The organism is Paraburkholderia sp. RL18-101-BIB-B, from assembly GCF_046026985.1.
Classification (GTDB): Bacteria; Pseudomonadota; Gammaproteobacteria; order Burkholderiales; family Burkholderiaceae; genus Paraburkholderia.
Genome location: NZ_JARESV010000002.1, coordinates 145,183 through 161,608 on the forward strand (window position 1 = coordinate 145,183; position 16,426 = coordinate 161,608).

A 16,426-nucleotide genomic window follows, 5' to 3' on the forward strand; every position below is an offset into this window, starting at 1 on the left:
GTGCGGGCCGTCGCTCCGACAGCCGGCACGCCGTTGCAGCGACGCTTACGCTTGCGCCGTTGCGCTTGCCAGTTCTTCGAAGCTCACTTCCTTGTCCGTCACCTTGGCCTTGCTGAGGACGAAATCGACGACGTTGGCCTCAACGACGTACGCTTCCATTTCGGCAAGACGTTGCTGGTTGGAATAATACCAGCGGACGACTTCCTTCGGGTCTTCGTAGCTTTTCGCGAACTCGTCCACTTCGGCGCGAATCTGCTCCGGCTTGGCTTGCAGTTCGTTGGCCTTGACCAGCTCGGCCAGCACGAGGCCCAGCTTGACGCGGCGCTCAGCCTGTTCCTTGAACATGGCAGCCGGGATCGGCGCATCTTTGGCGTTCGGCACGCCGCGTTGCTCCAGATCCTGACGCGCCATCGCGACGAGGCGTTCCTGATCCTGTTCGATCAGCGCATTCGGCACGTCCAGTTCGGAAATCTTCAGCAGCGCGTCCATCACCTGGTTCTTGACGATGGCTTGCGTGCGGCGCTTCGCTTCGCGCTCGAGATTGTCTTTGATCTCGGCGCGCATCTTGGTCAGGTCACCGTCTTCGATGCCGAGCGACTTGGCGAATTCAGCGTCGATTTCCGGCAGATGCGGCCACTCGATCTTCTTCATCGCGATCGTGAATTGCGCGGTCTTACCGGCGACGTCCTTGCCGTGATAGTCCTCAGGGAACGCCAGATCGAATTCCTTCGACTCGCCGACCTTCAGGCCCGTGGCTGCCTTTTCGAATTCCGGCAGCATGCGGCCTTCGCCCAGCACGAACGCGAAGTCGTCTGCGCTGCCGCCCTGGAACACTTCACCTTCGATCTTGCCGACGAAGTCGACCGTCACGCGATCGCCTTCTTTCGCTGCCGTGTCGCCGCCGCCATCACCGTGCTCGCCGGCTTCGCCGCGAGCGTGGAAGTGCACGCGCTGCTTGCGCAGGATGTCCAGCGTGCGGTCGATTTCCGCTTCGCTGATGCTGGTCGTGGTGCGCTCGATTTCAGCCGTGGCGACGTCGCCCAGCTTCACTTCCGGATACACCTCGAAGGTCGCGTCGAACGCGTAGTCGCCTTCAGTGGCCTCGGCCTTCGGCGCGAAGCTCGGCTGACCGGCGACGCGCAGGTTTTCGGCGCGGCTGATGTCGAAAAATTCCTTGCCGACCTTGTCGCTCAGCACTTCGGCTTCCACCTGGCCCGAATACTGTTGCGTCACCATCTTGAGCGGCACCTTGCCCGGGCGGAAACCCGGCATGCGCACGTTCTTCGCGAGTTGACGGATACGCGAGTCCACTTCCTTCTGCACGGCGTCCTTCGGCAGGGAAATCGTTACGCGGCGTTCGAGCTTGCCGAGGTTTTCAACAACGTTAGCCATGGCTTCAATCGTCCTAAAATTATTCGAGCGAATCAGTTATCTTCTCCGTGCCGCTTGTCGATGTCGCGCGATCTCGCGTTTTTGGTCGCGTGTTGATCGCTTCGCCTCGATTGCGCGCCTGCGCCGCGGGCTTGCAGGCCGCCGGCAGCACGGTTGGGTCCAAAGAGCCGAATATTTTAGCAAACTATTTGCGCGCCTAGCCGGGATTCGATGAATGGGCGCGTTTTTATCGCGATTTTGCTCGGATTCCGGCCGCTTTCCGCGCTGTTTCAGGCCCGTTTGCGCACTGTTCCAGTGCGGCAGGGGTGCCGCGCCACCACTACGCCGCGCCTGTCTGCACAATTTTTCCCGACAGCTTCGCTTCCATCACCCGGCGCGGACAAAAGCAAGAGCAAAGCAAAAGCACGCGCCGCGCGTGCGCGCGCTGACGCTGTCAATGCCGGCTATGCCATTCGACATATTCAGTCGGCGCGCCCATGCTGATAAGCTAATGGACGCGCTCGGGGCTGCGCGCGCATCCCGACATTTCACCCGCCCTCGCAACGATTCCAACCATTCAGAGACACCATGCCGAATTCGCCGTCCTCGCCCGTCGTCGTCATTGCTCCCGATTCCTTCAAAGGCTCGCTCAGCGCGGAACAGGTCGCGCAAGCGATCGCAGCTGGCATCCAGCGCGCCCGTCCTGACGCGGACGTGCGCATCTGCCCGATGGCCGACGGCGGCGAAGGCACGCTCGACGCCATGCTCACGAGCGGCGGCGAACGCCGCACGCTGAGCGTGCGCGGCGCGGCCGGTCCGGTGCGCGACGCGCTCACGGGTCTGCTCGCCGACGGCAGCGCGATCATCGAAACGGCGGAGGTCGTCGGCATTACGGACCCGGTGGGAATGGGCGTGCCCGTCGAGGCGCGCAGCACGCGCGGCATGGGCGAGGCGATTCGCGCGCTGATGGACGCCGGCGTGCGGCGCTTTTTCGTCGCGCTTGGCGGCAGCAGCACGAACGACGGTGGCGCGGGCCTTCTGGCCGGCCTCGGCCTCAAGCTGTTCGACGCCCAGGACAATGAACTCGACGCCACGCCGGAACAGCTCGCCCGTCTCGCGCGAGTGGACGTGTCGCAACTCGACGCGCGTCTCGCCGACACGCACTTCGTCGGCATGTCGGACGTGGACAATCCGCTTACCGGCGATCACGGCGCCACCGCGGTGTTCGGTCCGCAAAAGGGCGTGAAACCGGACCAGGTGGCCGCGCTCGACGCAGCGCTGGCCCGTTTCGCCGATCTGCTCGAACCGGCGCTCGGCCGCACGGCGCGCGAACTGCCCGGCGCGGGCGCGGCCGGCGGCCTCGGCTTCGCGCTGCATATGCTTGGCGCGCAGTTCGAACCGGGCGCGGAAACCGTCGCGCGACAAATCGGGCTGGACGCCGCGCTCGAAGGCGCGGACTGGCTGATCACCGGCGAAGGCCGTTCCGATGTGCAAACGCTGCACGGCAAGGCACCCTTCATCGCCTGCCGTCACGCACAGGCTGCCGGTGTGCCGGCCACGCTCCTCTCAGGTGGCGTCGACTCCGCTGCCTTGCCGCGCCTCGCCGAATATTTCAGCGGCTGCTTCTCGCCGGCGCCTGGACCGATCACGCTCGAAGTCGCGATCCGCGACGCGGCGCGCCTCTTGGCGGACGAAGCCGAACAGTTGACGCGCCTGAAATACGGCACGCGTTGACCGGCAAGACGGTTGCGGCAACAATCACAGCGCCGCGACCGCTCACACACTACGGGAAGACCATGAAGGACGCCAAAGCCGGGCTCGAACAGTTCCTGACGTACCGTCTGCATGTCCTCAACAAACTCGCCGAACGCGGCATCAGCGAACGCTATCAGAACAAGCTCGGCGTGACCTTGCCTGAAGCACGCGTGATCGCGTCGGTGGGATCGTTCGGGCCGTTCTCGATCATGGAACTGGCAAGGCATGCCAATCTCGACAAAAGCCAGGCAAGCCGCGCCGCCGAAGCGTTGATCAAGCAGGGACTCGTGAAACGCGACGCGAGCGCCGAAGACGGCCGCGTCGTGCTGGTGTCGCTCACTCCCGAGGGCCGCGCGCTGTATCGGAAGGTGATGCCGATCGCGCGCAAATGGAACGGCGATATGTTCGACTGTCTCGACGAGCAGGAGAAGCTCGCCTTCGGCGACGCGCTCGACAAGATCATCGGCACCATGACAGCGCGCGAGGAGTGACCTGCGCGCCGCATGCGGGCGCTGAATTCAGCCTTTGCGCTCGTCCTGCCCGTTCGCGTCGCCCGCGCCGGGATCGCTAGCCGCCGCGCCCGCTACCCCGGACCCTTCCGACGCGCCAGGTACGCCAACGGGCGTAACGCCCGCCTGCGCATGAGTACCGCGCGCGAGCCGCCACGCGATCGCCGCGAGCGAACCGACTGCCAGTAGCAGCGCCGCCCATAGCAAGTAGCGGCGCATCGCATCCGGATCCTTCGCGGATTGCGCCCTCGCGGCCTGCTCCGGTGACAGCGCATCACCCAGGCGCGCCGTCGCGGGGACCGCTGAGGCACCCATCAACAGCTCGTCGCGGGTCACCGCCGAGGACACCGTCGTCGCGCTACCCACCGCCAACGTGAACGGCGCGGTCCCACGCGCGACGAACGTCAGCGTCGCCGGACGCCAGCCCGCGGCAATGGTCAGTGTGCCGCTGCCGAGTCCGCCGTTGCGCGGGTCGACCACCACGCGCCATTGACGATCCGTGTCGGGCGTCAATTCGAGCGAAGGATTGCTTTGCTCCACGTCGCCGTTGTGCAGGCGGAACAATGTCGCGCCCGCGACTTCGCGCCACGGCGTATCCAGCCCCGCTCGCGAGTAGACGACCGCAGGCGCAACGGTATTCGGCTGAGGCAGATTCAGGCGCAACCGGTCGATGGGATACGGGCCGCCGGTGCTGAAGAAATACTCGCCGGGTTTCGGCCCCGCGTGCGCGACAATGCCGTCGCGCCACGTCCGCTCGGCGCGTTGCGCGGCGTCGGCGGCCAGCGCCTGTATCTCCATGTCCAACGACTCGACATACGGCGCGCCGTCGAGCCAGCGCAAACGCAGGTAACGCGCCCGCATGCCGTCCAGTTCGATCCGGTCCTGACTCAGCGTGCTGCCGTTGTAGCTGACCTTGAGAAGTTGCGCATCGCCGGCGGGTTGCCAGTGCCGCAAGTCGTCGCTCGCTTCGACCGTGACGCGCCCCTGGTAATTGTCGTCGCGCAGGTGCACGAGCAACGCGCTCACGCGGCTCGTACGCGACGCGCGTCCGAGGTCGATCAGGTCGGTGTCGTGTTGCGCGCGGGAGGGCGGAGCCGAGGTCGCGCGCAGCGAACCGTCAGCGGCGATCGTCACGCCGAGCGGCGCGCCGGAACTGCCGGAGGCCGCGGGCGGCAACGGAAACCATCGCACCGGACGCAGCGTGGGCGGCGTGCGGGCAGGCTCGCGTGGCGCATCGAGTGAGTACGGCACGGGTTCGCCGGTGCCGTTGAAGACGCGCACGTCGCCGAGATCGTGACGCTGGCTTGCCGCGTAGACAGTTGCCGGCAACGTCACGCTGTAGTACGCGGCGCCCTCGTCGAGTTGCAGCGCAAAATGCTGCGCGAAGTCGTCGGCCGCGACCGCGGGCGCGGACGCCCACGTCGCCACGATCGCAAAACACCAGCCGGTCAATGTAAAGACACGCTTCATTGCTTAGTTTCCACGACCAGAGCCTTAGGCGGTAACGGCGAGAAGTAGCCGATCAGCAACAACATCAACCCGATGCCGATAAACGAAACGATCCGCTCGATTCCGGTCACGTGAGACAGGTCGAACAGGAACAGCTTGACCACGGTCACCGCCAGCAGCGCGCCGCCGATGAACCAGAAGATCCGGCTCGCGCGGCGCGTCGCCCAGATCATCATGGCAAGCGCGCACACGGTCCAGAATACCGATATTGACGCCTGCACGAGCATCGAGTGTGACATGGTCTCGAGCTGGTACGGCACTCCCGTCCAATGATGCAGCGTACGCAGCAGCATGGCGTTCAGCCAGAAGAATCCGGTCGCGCCGGCCGCCACCTGCAACGGCACGCGATATTCGCCGATCGGCACGCCGAGCCGGTGAATCCGCACGAGCCAGAACGCCGCCAGCGCGAATATCAGCGCCTGCACCAGGTCGAGCGGATTGAGCAACGGCAGACGCGCCCATGTGCCGCCGTCCTGCGTCAGGTTCGCAAAGAACGTCCATATCCACATCACCAGCACGAGCGGCGTCGAGGCGATCGCACACAGCCGCACGATACTGTCGCGGCGCGCGAGCCACAACCCGGCAAAAGCAAACGCGCTCCAGCCGACCAGAAACAGCTGCTGCAGACTGAACGACGCGAGCACCGCATCGACATCGTACGCCGCGTGAAAGTGATGATGCAGCGTGCGCAAAAGCAGCGCGTTGAACCATAGAAACAGCGTGGCGAGCACCAGGTAATCGAAGGCGCGCGGATGCCATTGCACACCCAATGCGCGTAGTCTGCGCAGCCATACCGCGCAGGCGACGAACACGAGGATCTGCGCGACGTCGAGCGGATTGAGGATCGGCAACCACACGAGCGGCGCGGCGCTGCCGTCGCTCGTCACGCTCGCGATACTCCACGCCCACAGCAGGCCGGCGAGCGGCGCCGCGGCCCACACCTGATACGCCTGCATGAAGCGCGCGACCGGCCAGCGCAGACGATGGCCGGCGCCCGCCAGCAACAGCAGCACCACGCCGAAGCCGTACGCCCACGCGCTCCAGCTCCACGCGCCTTCGGGCACGTAGGCCCGCAATCCCCAGTAGCCTTCGAGCGCGGCAAGCGCGCCGGCCGTCCAGAACATCAGCGTATGCAGCGGCGCGAGCAGGATATCGCTGACGTCGCGCTGCTGACGCCACAACAACGCATACGCCGAGAGCGCTGCGAGCGCGCAGACCAGCCAGCCGTAGCCGCTCACGGGCGCCATGCCCAACGTGAAAAGCTCCGCAGTCAGCAGCGCGAGGACCGGCACGAGCGCCAGCGCCGGCAATTCGGCAAGCGGCCAGCGCAGCGCGCGGCGCGCGCCGTGAGCGAGCCACGCCGTCAGCACGGCGAAGAGCGCGACGGCCGCGGTGTCGAAGCGGGCGTGGCCGTAGCCAGGATGAGCGCTCGTGTACGCATGGATTTCGTACAGGCCACCGAAGGTCCACCACAACAAACCCCACACGCTGGCGACGAGACCGATCTGCGGCATCCACGGGTGCCACTCGCCTGCTTCGCTGCGGCCGTGCAAACGCCATCCCGTGAAGATGCCCGCGAGCGCGATCAGCACGGACGCGATGTAGGCGCCGTTCAGGACCGGCCAGACGCTCGCGTCAGGGCTCTGCGTGATCGTGCCGATCGCGTAGGCGCCCGCCGCCGCCAGTTGCAACAGCAGGCCGAAGGCAAACGCGCTCAGGCGCCGCTGACGCACGGCGAGCCAGGTGATCGCCGCGCCTTCGATGGCCCAGGTCGCGCTCGTCGTCGGTCCGGTGAATGCGAGCGGCACGGCGAGCGTGGCGAAGATCACCGCCAGCGCGAGCATCGCCTCGAACATCATGCCGAGGCGTTCGCGGCGCCGCGAGAGCCAGCCCGCGATCGCAAGATAGAACGCGGCCAGCGCCACCGCGCTCCACGCCAGGCCGAATTCGGTGTTCTTCATCAGCGCGGCTTGCAGGCCGATCGCCACCAGCGGCGTACCGAACACCAGCGTGCCGTCGACGTAATGCTTGAGCGCGATTTCGCGCCGTACCGCGTAGAGCAGCGCGATGCCGACGTACATCAGGAAAAACAGAATCAGGAACGGCTCGGTGCTCGCGAGCAGCTCGGGGCGGTAGGCCATCACGCCCCACGCGGCGCCGATCGAAAACGTGAATACGAAGCCGAGCAGATTCAACGGGCGCCACGCCTTGAACCAGGCGATCGCGAAGATGCCCGCGTTGAGCAGCGCGTAGTAGCTGAACAGCATCACATGACTGCCGCCGCCCGTCGACAGCAACACCGGCGCGAGAAAACCGCCCGCGCTGCCCATGAAGGCCAGCGACGAAGCGTTCTGCCGCACCGCCAGAAACGCGCTGAGCGCGCAGATCGCGACCATCAGCGGCAAGGCCGCGCCCGCCGGTAGCAAGTGGTAAAGCCTCGTGGCCGCGAACACGGTCAGATACAGCGCGCCAACGCCGCCGCCTTGCAGGATCAGACCGTACGCGCCGCGTCGCTCGCCGATACGCCAGCCGAGCACGAGCAAGGCCGTCGCGGCGAGCGCTACACCGGCGAGGCGGAATTCGATCGGCAGCAGGCTGTTGTCGGCGGCGTATTTGAGCAGGAAGGCAATGCCAAAAAACAGCACGATGATGCCGACGCGCACGACCGTGTTGCCACCTAGAAGCCAGTCGCGGCCCGCTTTGAAGAGACGTTCGGTGAGACCGGGGCCACGCGGGGGCGCGGGTGGTGAAGGGGGTACGGGAGGCAGCGGCGCTGACGTTGTCGGCTGGGCTGAAACCAGCGGTGCGGTTGAGGTGGCCGGTGTGGCGCCTGGTGCGCCTCGTGCCCCTGGTGCCCCTGGAGTGCTTGGAGTGCCGGGTGCGCCGGCTGTGCGCGCCGCACTCTGGGAGGCCGGCACGCTGGCTTCGGCGCTTGTCGGTGAGCGCGCGGCAGCGAGTTGCATCGTCAGCACCGCAGGCTGCGGACGTGCCGTCTGCTCATTTGCAGGCGGGATCGCGTAAGGACTCGACGCGGCGTCCGCTGGCCGCGGCTTGAACGCCGCACTATCGGCGGCCTGCGTAGTGGTATCCGTAGCGCCCTCGACGCCGCCCGCACGCCACTGACGAATCTCGCCGCGCAACACGACGATCTCGCGTTCGAGCCGCTCGACGCGCGCCACCAGTTCACCCGGAGAATTCCAGCTATCAGTCGCGGCCGCTTTGGCAGCAGATTCCGTCGCGGCACCCGACGACTTCTTTTGCAGCAGACGCGAAAACGCGAAACCGGCCACGGCGCCCAGCAGTGCACCGAGGCTGATCGAAAAATCGTTCGACAAGGCGGCCAGCATGCCGACCACCGCGCCAAGCACGGTCAATATCACGCTCATCGCACCCCCACCTTCTTATTGTGTTCTGTAGCGAGATCTGTTTGGTCACGCACGGATTAATCCGCGAGTATTACGTCAACGATACGGCGAAAATCGGCGCGCAGAATACCATGCAAATCGCGCTTTCGAGCCAACAACGCGGTGAATAGCGAATATGCAACGATGCTTAATGATTTTTCCTACGACATTCCGCCATTGATACCCAGCGAATTGATTCCCGCAGCCGCGCAAGCCGCGCTAGCGAATACCCCGATTAATTCAGCCGGCGAATTAGCAAACTGTGGCAATGGCCATTACCGGAAAGCATCTCATACGGGTAACGCTCGGCCTGCGTGAGGTCGTCAATATAGACTCGCACCGCCGGCTGCTCACGACGAGCGGCCAACCATGTCAAAATTCGGCACCGGCCATCGGGCCATCCATCTCCCACATCTCATCCAAGGAAGTTGCAGTGGACATCAACAAACAGGTCGCGGCCCTCACCGCTTCGGAACTCCAGACGGCCGGCGCGAGCCAGGCCACGGCGATTGCGGTTAGCGTGCTGCTGCGTCATCTGCGCTCGCCTGAGCTAGCGAAGCTGTTGTCGTCGGCGTTCGAAAACCATCAGGCGGTCATGCTGCAAACGCCGTGGCCCGAGCCGATGCTGCAGGCGTTCGAATCGACCCGCCGCTTTCTCGAAGGCGCCGCGCAAGCGGACCTGCCGGGCACGCAAGCGCCTGCGCAAACGCCGGACGCCTGAGCCCGGCCAGACCGCGCCGCCGGTAGCGCCGAAAAACGGAACCCTGTCAGTCCACGGATTCAACGGGGTTTTCTTCTGCGAATAGACGGTGCGAAGGAGAAGGTCGAACGCCTACACCCTTCAGGACGACGCTGCGAGAATTGTGCCGAGCCAGGTGCGCAGCGCCGATATCTCCTCCCCGCACACTGAATGCGGCATCGGATACGCGCTCCAGTCGACCTTGCAACCTCGCGTGATCGCAAAGTCGCGCGCGGCCTCGCCTAACTGGATCGGCAACACGTCGTCGTACATGCCATGCGCGGCAAAGATCGGCGTGCCACGGTTCGCAGCGCTCAAGCGGCTGTCGATAAAGCCCGGCGACGGCACATAACCCGACAGCACGATCAAGCCGGCAAGTGTCTCAGGGTGCGTCAGCCCCGCTGAATAGGTCATCGCCGCGCCTTGCGAAAAACCCGCGAGAAAGATGTTCGAAGTCGGAATGCCTCGCCGGTTCTGCGCTTCGATCAAATGCCGCACGGTTGCGCAAGACAATTCGATACCCGCTTCGTCGACTTGCTCATTGATGCTCTGAAACGACCGGATGTCATACCACGCGCGCATCACGTAGCCGTTGTTTGCGGTAACGGCAATCTCCGGCGCATTGGGAAATACGAAGCGTACGGCGGGCGCATCGGCGAGACGCAGTTCGGGCACGAGCGACACGAAGTCGTTGGCGTCGGCGCCGAGACCGTGCATCAGGATCACGGCGAACCTGGGATTCGGCGCACTTTCAATTTCGATGGTGGACGGTTGCTCGTTCATGTATCGCGATTACTCGGTTTCAGAAAACGTTCAGAGGATCGGAATGAGTACAGGGAGGATATACCGCCAAGTTAGACAAGGTACACCAGTCATCTCGATTGTCATCGTGCCCAGTCATCAAAGTACGGCGCGAGCACGGCTCGCCTCCTGTTTCTTCCAAAGCGCCGTGATCCTCCGGTTGTCAATTGCAGGCTGTTCGATTCAAAGCCTGTCTCCTCCCGCCTCCGCCCGCGACCGCGCCCGCCCGCGTCCCGCCGCGCTCCGCGCCGGCGCCACGACCTCAGCGAGCAGTTCCTCGTGCAGCGCTCGCAAGACCTCGACGAACGCCGACGCCAGCCGCTCTCGCGGCCTGTGCGGAGGAAACAGCAGATAGGTCTGAAAGCGCGTGGCCGGCAGGAATGGGCGAATCGCGATTTCCGGCCCGGCGAAGTCGCGCGCGACGATCGGATGCGCGAGCGTCACGCCCATGCCGTGACGAACCATCTCGCAGCACATCGCGGTGTATTGCGCCTCGATCGCCATGACACGCTGCACGCCCGCGCGCTGGAACACTTCGTCCATCAAGGCGCGCGTGCCGTCGCCGTGACACAGCGAGATGAACGACTCGCCTTCCAGATCCTCCGGCTTGATGCTGCGCTTCGCCGCCAGCCGATGCGCCGCCGGCATCACGCACACGGCAGCCACGTCCGCCAGCTGTTCGACCTCGCAATCGGACGCCTCGCTGACATACACCGCGACGCCGAGATCGCAAAACTGCGACGCCGTCCAATGATTGACCGTGCCCGACGTATTCACGTGCAGCGACACGGTGACATCCGGAAACAGTTCGACAAACCGCTTGATGGCATGCGGCACCAGCGTCATGCCCGCGGAGGGCATCGCCGCGATGCGCAGACGCCCGCTGCCGAGATTGCGAATCTGCGCCGCGGCATTCGCCAATCCCTGCAAGCCGACGAACGCGCGTTCGACTTCGCGAAAGAACGCTTCGCCCTCGCTCGTCGGAATCAGCCGCACGCCGCTGCGCTGAAAAAGTTGCAGCCCCGTGTCGCGTTCGAGTTGCGCGATCAGACGGCTCACGTTCGGCTGCGACGTGAAGAGCGCCTTGGCCGCGGCGGTCATCGACCCCGACACCATCACCGCGCGGAACGCCTCGATGTGCTTGAGATTCATCCGTATTCTCCCTTAGACGACGTCCTGCAACCCATATCATCCATGCATAGATAGGTATTTTATTCGTATTGGACGACATGACCAGCCGGCGCGACACTGCATTCCAACGACGGGCAGCGAAGCCCGCCTCCCCACACCGGAACTGGAGATCGTCGTCATGAGAAGAGCGTTGCATCGCCGCCTGTCCGCCCCGTCCCACCCTGCCTTCGCGGCGCTTTTATGCGCCTGCGCCCTCGCCGCTCCGCTCTTCGCGCAGGCCGAAACGACGCTCTATGTCGCCAACGTCGGCGGCTCGAACGAGCAGCTCTACCGGCAGAAAATCATCCCGCCGTTCGAGAAGGCGCATAACGTCAAGATCGTCTACGTGGCGGGCAATTCGAGCGATACGCTCGCCAAGCTGCAGGCGCAGAAAGGCCATCAGCAGATCAACGTCGCGGTCATGGACGATGGTCCCATGTACCAGGCGATGCAGCTGAACCTGTGCGCGAAGCTCGACGACGCGCCCGTGATGAAAGATCTCTACCCGCTCGCGAAGCTGGGGCCGAGCGCGATCGGCGTCGGCATGGTGGCGACCGGCATCGGCTATAACGAGGAGGCCTTCAAAAAGGCCGGCCTGCCGCCGCCCGACTCGTGGAAGGCGCTCACCGACAGCCGCATCAAGGGCAAACTCGGCGTGCCGCCGATCACCAATACCTATGGTCTGCATACGCTCGTGATGCTCGCGCGTCTGTCCGGCGGAGGCGAGAAGAACATCGATCCAGGCTTCACCGCGATGACCCGACAAGTTGCGCCGAACGTGCTGTCCTGGGCGCCGACGCCCGGCGAGATGGACGGCCAGATGCAGTCCGGCGACGTGATCCTCGCGCCCTACGGCAGCGGCCGCGCGGTCGCCTTGCAGAACACCGGCTTCCCGCTCAAGTTCATTTACCCGAAGGAAGGCGCGGTCGCGTTGCAGGTGGCGGCCTGCGCGATCGCGGAGAACGCGCAGCCGCAGTTGTCGCAGCAGTTCGTGCAGTACCTGTTGAGCCCGGAAGTGCAGGCACTGCAGGCGCAAGGCATCGGTCTGGGTCCGGTCAACAAGACCGTCAAGCTCACGCCTGAGATCGCCGCGCGCGTGCCCTACGGTCCCGAGCAGATCTCGAAGCTGACCGCAATGGACTGGGCCACGATCAACCAGCATCGGACCGAATGGACCGAGCGCTGGAACCGTTCGGTCGAACGCTGAAGTGCGGCACCAGCAGGTTCCTCGCGCGGCGCGCGATCTGATGAAGGAGCGAGGCGCATGGCCTTCCTGACTCTGCAAGGCATCTCGAAACGCTACGGCGATTTCACGGCGGTCGATCGACTCGATCTGGCCGTCGAACGCGGCGAACTGCTGTCTTTGCTCGGACCCTCCGGCTGCGGCAAGACCACCACGCTGCAAATGGTCGCGGGCTTCATCACGCCGACGACGGGCCGCATTCTGCTCGATGGCCGCGACATCACCAACGAGCGTCCCGAGAAGCGCGGCATCGGCGTGGTGTTCCAGAGCTATGCGCTGTTTCCGCACATGACGGTGGCGGGCAACGTCGGCTTCGGGCTGGAGATGCGCAAGGTCAGGCGCCAGGAGCGCGATGAGCGCGTCGCCGAAGCGCTCTCGCTCGTGCGTCTGAAGGGCCTCGGCCACCGCTATCCGAAGGAACTGTCGGGCGGCCAGCGTCAGCGTGTGGCGATTGCGCGCGCCATCGCGATGCAGCCGGAACTATTGCTGCTCGACGAACCGATGTCCAACCTCGACGCCAAGCTGCGCGAGGAGATGCACATCGAATTGCGCGCGATCCAGAAGCGCCTCGGCATCACGACGATTCTCGTCACGCACGATCAGGTCGAAGCGATGACCATGAGCGACCGCATCGCGGTGATGCATCGCGGCGCCATTGCGCAGCTCAGCACGCCGTATGACGCGTACGAGCGTCCCGCCACGCCGTTTGCATCGACGTTTCTCGGGCGCACCAACGCGTTTTCCGGCGAAGTGCTGCGCCGCAACCCGCGCTGCGCGGAAATCGACGTGGCGGGCACGACGCTGCATGTGCCGCACGAAGGCCGCCATGTCGACGGCACGGTGAACGTCTATATCCGCCCAGAAAAGGTTCACCTGGCCAATGGCGATGCGCGCGTGCGCGGCCGCATCGCGACGCGTGTCTTCGTCGGCAATCAATGGCTGCTCGAAGTCGACACCGAACTCGGCAAGTTGCGCGTCGCGCAACCGAACCATGGCGCGCCGCCGCCCGAGGAAGGCCACGAAGTCGGTCTCGCGTGGACCGACGACGACCTGCGCGTGCTCACGCAAGACAATCCGGAGAGCGCTCATGGCCACGCTTGACGGCGCCCGTCCCGGCGCCGCGCCGTGGCTGCTGTCGGGGCCCGCGCTGCTGCTGTTCGTCGGCTTGTTGCTGGTGCCGCTGCTGCTCACGCTGATGCTGTCGTTCCGCGTCTTCAGCGATACGGCGGGCGTCACTGCTGCTTATACGCTCGCGAACTACTGGGAAGTCGTCAGCGACCCGTACTACGGCACGATCTTCCTGCGCACCGCCGGCCTCGCCTTCGCCGTCACGCTGCTGTCCATCGTGCTCGGCGTGCCGGACACCATCGTGCTCGCGCGCATGAAGCGTCCGTGGCAGTCGCTGTGTCTGTTGATCGTGCTCGGGCCGCTGCTCATCTCCGTGGTGGTGCGCACGCTCGGCTGGCAGATTCTGCTCGGTAACAACGGCGTGCTGAACAACCTGCTCCAGACCCTGCACGTCACCGACGAACCCATCCGCCTCGTCTTCACGATGACCGGCATGATCATCGCGCTCACGCACGTGCTGGTGCCCTTCATGGTGATGTCGGTCTGGGCGACCATGCAGAAGCTCGATCCGCAAGTCGAATGGGCCGGCCGCTCGCTCGGCGGCTCGCCGTTCGCGGTGTTCCGCCGCGTGGTGCTGCCGCAGATCATGCCGGGGGTGCTGTCGGGCTCGATCATCGTGTTCGCGTTGTCGGCATCGGCGTTCGCCACGCCGGCATTGATCGGCGGCCGGCGCCTCAAGGTGGTCGCCACCGCCGCCTACGACGAGTTCCTCGGCACGCTCAACTGGCCGCTCGGCGCAAGCATCGCCGTGCTGCTGCTGATCGCCAACGTGGCGATCGTGATGGGTTGCAGCCGCCTCGCCGAGCGCCGCTTCCAGCACATCTTCGATTGAGCGGGAGACAGCGATCATGAAACAGAACGGCATTCTCGGGCTCGTCTACAACGCGTTCTTTCTGACCTTCATCCTCGCGCCGCTCGCGGTGGTGATGCTGGTGGCTTTCACCGACAAGGGCTTCATCTCGATGCCGTTCGATGGCGCGTCGCTGCGCTGGTTCCGCGCGATCATCGAGAACGGCGACATCGTGGCGGCCTTCTGGCTGTCGGTGCGGCTCGCGTTCGCGGCGGCGAGCATCGGCGTGCTGCTCGCGGTGCCCGCCGCGCTGGCGATCGCGCGCTATCGCTTCCCGGGCCGCGCCGCGCTCACGAGTTTCTTCCTCTCGCCGATGATGATTCCCGCAGTCGTGCTCGGCATCGCGTTCCTGCGCTTTCTGTCGCTGCTGCATCTGTCGGGATCGTTCTGGTCGCTGGTCTGCGCGCACGTCATCATCGTGCTGCCGTATGCGTTGCGGCTCGCGCTGTCGTCGGCCGTCGGGCTCGACCGCGATGCCGAACGCGCCGCGCTCTCCTGTGGCGCGAGCCGCTTCACCGCGTTTCGCCGCGTGGTCCTGCCGATGATCCGCACCGGCGTGGCGGGCGGCTGGGTGCTCTCGTTCATCCAGAGTTTCGACGAACTGACCATGACCATCTTCGTCGCGACGCCCGGCACGACCACGCTGCCCGTCGCCATGTACAACCAGATCGCGCAGACGATCGATCCGCTGGTCGCTTCGGTGTCGGCGGTGCTGATCGTCGGCACGGTCCTACTGATGGTCCTGCTCGACCGCATGGTCGGACTGGATCGCATTCTGATCGGAGAAACCCGATGACATTGACTAGTAGCGCCCGCCCCGGCGTCCCGGCGGATGTGGTGGTTGTGGGCGGCGGCCTCGTCGGTTCGGCCGTGGCCTACGGCCTTGCCCGCGAGGGCGCGCGCGTGACCGTGCTCGACGAGGACGACGGCGGCTTTCGCGCGTCGCGCGGCAATTTCGGCCTCGTCTGGATTCAGGGCAAGGGCTATGGCCTGTCGCCTTATGCACGCTGGTCAAGCAGTTCGGCCACGCGCTGGCCGGGACTCGCCGAAGCGCTGCTGAAGGAAACGGGCGTGGACGTGGCGTTGCGTCAACCCGGCGGCTTTCACTTCTGCTTCAACGACAACGAACTCGCTGAACGCGACAAGCGCCTCTCGACGCTGCAAGCCGAACTGGGCGATTACCCGTATCAGATGCTCGACGCCACCGAAGTCCGCGCGCGCATTCCGCAAATCGGCCCCGCGGTGATCGGCGCGAGCTATTCGCCGATGGACGGTCACGTGAATCCGCTCAAGCTCCTGCGCGGCCTGCATACCGCCATGCAGGCGCGAGGCGTGCGGCTCGTGTCGGGCGGACGCGCGGAGCGCATCGAACCGCAAGCGCAGGGCTTCGTCGTGCACGGAAAGCACGGGACCTATCGCGCCGCGCGGGTCGTGCTCGCCGCGGGCCTCGGCAATCGCGCGCTCGCGCCGTTCGTCGGGCTCGACGCGCCGGTCGCGCCCAATCGCGGACAGGTGCTGGTGAGCGAGCGTGTCGCGCGGTTTCTCGACTATCCGACGCTCAACGTGCGCCAGACCGACGAAGGCAGCGTGCAGTTCGGCGATTCAATGGAAGAAGTCGGCTTCAACGATTTCACCACCACGCACGTGCTTGCCGACATCGCCCGGCGCGGCGTGCGCGCGTTCCCGATGTTGCAGCACGTGCGGCTCGTGCGCATGTGGGCCGCGTTGCGTGTCTATAGCCCCGACGGTTTTCCGATCTACGACCACTCCGAGGGGCACCCCGGCGCGTTCGTCGTCACCTGCCATAGCGGCGTGACGCTGGCGGCCGCGCATGCGCTGCGCGTCGCGCCGTGGATCATGGGCGCGCCGATGCCCGAGGAACTGCCCCACTTCTCCGCGCGCCGCTTCGAGCACGCCGGAGAACTGACTCCCGCTCATTGAATTCGA

At 65.3% G+C, this 16,426-nt stretch carries 13 protein-coding genes; 8 read left to right on the plus strand and 5 right to left on the minus strand.

Going from position 1 to position 16,426, the window contains the following annotated elements:
* Positions 1-45: 45 nt before the first annotated feature.
* On the minus strand, positions 46-1,392 hold the full coding sequence (gene tig, locus P0D73_RS03630) for a trigger factor (RefSeq protein ID WP_132374696.1): 1,347 nt from the start codon (positions 1,390-1,392) through the stop codon (positions 46-48).
* Positions 1,393-1,959: 567 nt separating this feature from the next.
* Here tig and P0D73_RS03635 point away from each other — a divergent pair.
* Together P0D73_RS03635 and P0D73_RS03640 are read left to right on the plus strand one after the other, a co-directional pair.
* Positions 1,960-3,105 (plus strand): glycerate kinase, encoded by a 1,146-nt coding sequence (locus tag P0D73_RS03635; RefSeq protein ID WP_408429777.1) that lies wholly within the window; start codon positions 1,960-1,962, stop codon positions 3,103-3,105.
* Between the two features lie 62 nt (positions 3,106-3,167).
* On the plus strand, positions 3,168-3,617 hold the full coding sequence (locus P0D73_RS03640) for a MarR family winged helix-turn-helix transcriptional regulator (RefSeq protein WP_408429779.1): 450 nt from the start codon (positions 3,168-3,170) through the stop codon (positions 3,615-3,617).
* A gap of 27 nt (positions 3,618-3,644) precedes the next feature.
* On the opposite strand, the gene P0D73_RS03645 is transcribed toward P0D73_RS03640, so the two are convergent.
* Together P0D73_RS03645 and P0D73_RS03650 are read right to left on the minus strand one after the other, a co-directional pair.
* Entirely contained in the window at positions 3,645-5,105 is a 1,461-nt protein-coding gene (locus P0D73_RS03645) for a DUF3999 domain-containing protein (protein ID WP_408429782.1), read from the minus strand.
* On the minus strand, positions 5,102-8,530 hold the full coding sequence (locus P0D73_RS03650; RefSeq protein ID WP_408429785.1) for a DUF2339 domain-containing protein: 3,429 nt from the start codon (positions 8,528-8,530) through the stop codon (positions 5,102-5,104). Before P0D73_RS03650 ends, P0D73_RS03645 begins: the two co-directional genes overlap by 4 nt.
* Positions 8,531-8,981: 451 nt before the next feature.
* Here P0D73_RS03650 and P0D73_RS03655 point away from each other — a divergent pair, with 451 nt between their 5' ends.
* Positions 8,982-9,269 (plus strand): hypothetical protein, encoded by a 288-nt coding sequence (locus P0D73_RS03655; protein WP_106283485.1) that lies wholly within the window; start codon positions 8,982-8,984, stop codon positions 9,267-9,269.
* Positions 9,270-9,389: 120 nt separating this feature from the next.
* On the opposite strand, the gene P0D73_RS03660 is transcribed toward P0D73_RS03655, so the two are convergent.
* Together P0D73_RS03660 and P0D73_RS03665 are read right to left on the minus strand one after the other, a co-directional pair.
* Complete coding sequence (locus P0D73_RS03660) at positions 9,390-10,070, minus strand: alpha/beta hydrolase (RefSeq protein ID WP_408429788.1); 681 nt, start codon at positions 10,068-10,070, stop codon at positions 9,390-9,392.
* 201 nt (positions 10,071-10,271) lie between these two features.
* Complete coding sequence (locus P0D73_RS03665; protein WP_132374701.1) at positions 10,272-11,240, minus strand: LysR substrate-binding domain-containing protein; 969 nt, start codon at positions 11,238-11,240, stop codon at positions 10,272-10,274.
* 157 nt (positions 11,241-11,397) lie between these two features.
* Here P0D73_RS03665 and P0D73_RS03670 point away from each other — a divergent pair, with 157 nt between their 5' ends.
* Genes P0D73_RS03670 through P0D73_RS03690 form a run of 5 tightly spaced genes read left to right on the plus strand, consistent with a single transcriptional unit; the run spans position 11,398 to position 16,420 of the window.
* Positions 11,398-12,465, plus strand: coding sequence for an ABC transporter substrate-binding protein (locus tag P0D73_RS03670; RefSeq protein ID WP_408313133.1), 1,068 nt, complete (start codon positions 11,398-11,400; stop codon positions 12,463-12,465).
* A gap of 57 nt (positions 12,466-12,522) precedes the next feature.
* A complete protein-coding gene (locus P0D73_RS03675) occupies positions 12,523-13,602 on the plus strand; it encodes an ABC transporter ATP-binding protein (RefSeq protein WP_408429791.1) in 1,080 nt (359 codons plus the stop codon).
* Positions 13,589-14,461 (plus strand): ABC transporter permease, encoded by an 873-nt coding sequence (locus P0D73_RS03680; protein WP_408429794.1) that lies wholly within the window; start codon positions 13,589-13,591, stop codon positions 14,459-14,461. Before P0D73_RS03675 ends, P0D73_RS03680 begins: the two co-directional genes overlap by 14 nt.
* 16 nt (positions 14,462-14,477) lie before the next feature.
* Positions 14,478-15,275, plus strand: a complete 798-nt coding sequence (locus tag P0D73_RS03685) for an ABC transporter permease (RefSeq protein ID WP_132374704.1) — start codon at positions 14,478-14,480, stop codon at positions 15,273-15,275.
* Positions 15,272-16,420: an NAD(P)/FAD-dependent oxidoreductase gene (locus P0D73_RS03690; RefSeq protein ID WP_408429797.1), complete on the plus strand. Its 1,149-nt coding sequence runs from the start codon at positions 15,272-15,274 to the stop codon at positions 16,418-16,420. Before P0D73_RS03685 ends, P0D73_RS03690 begins: the two co-directional genes overlap by 4 nt.
* The last annotated feature ends 6 nt before the right edge of the window (positions 16,421-16,426 follow it).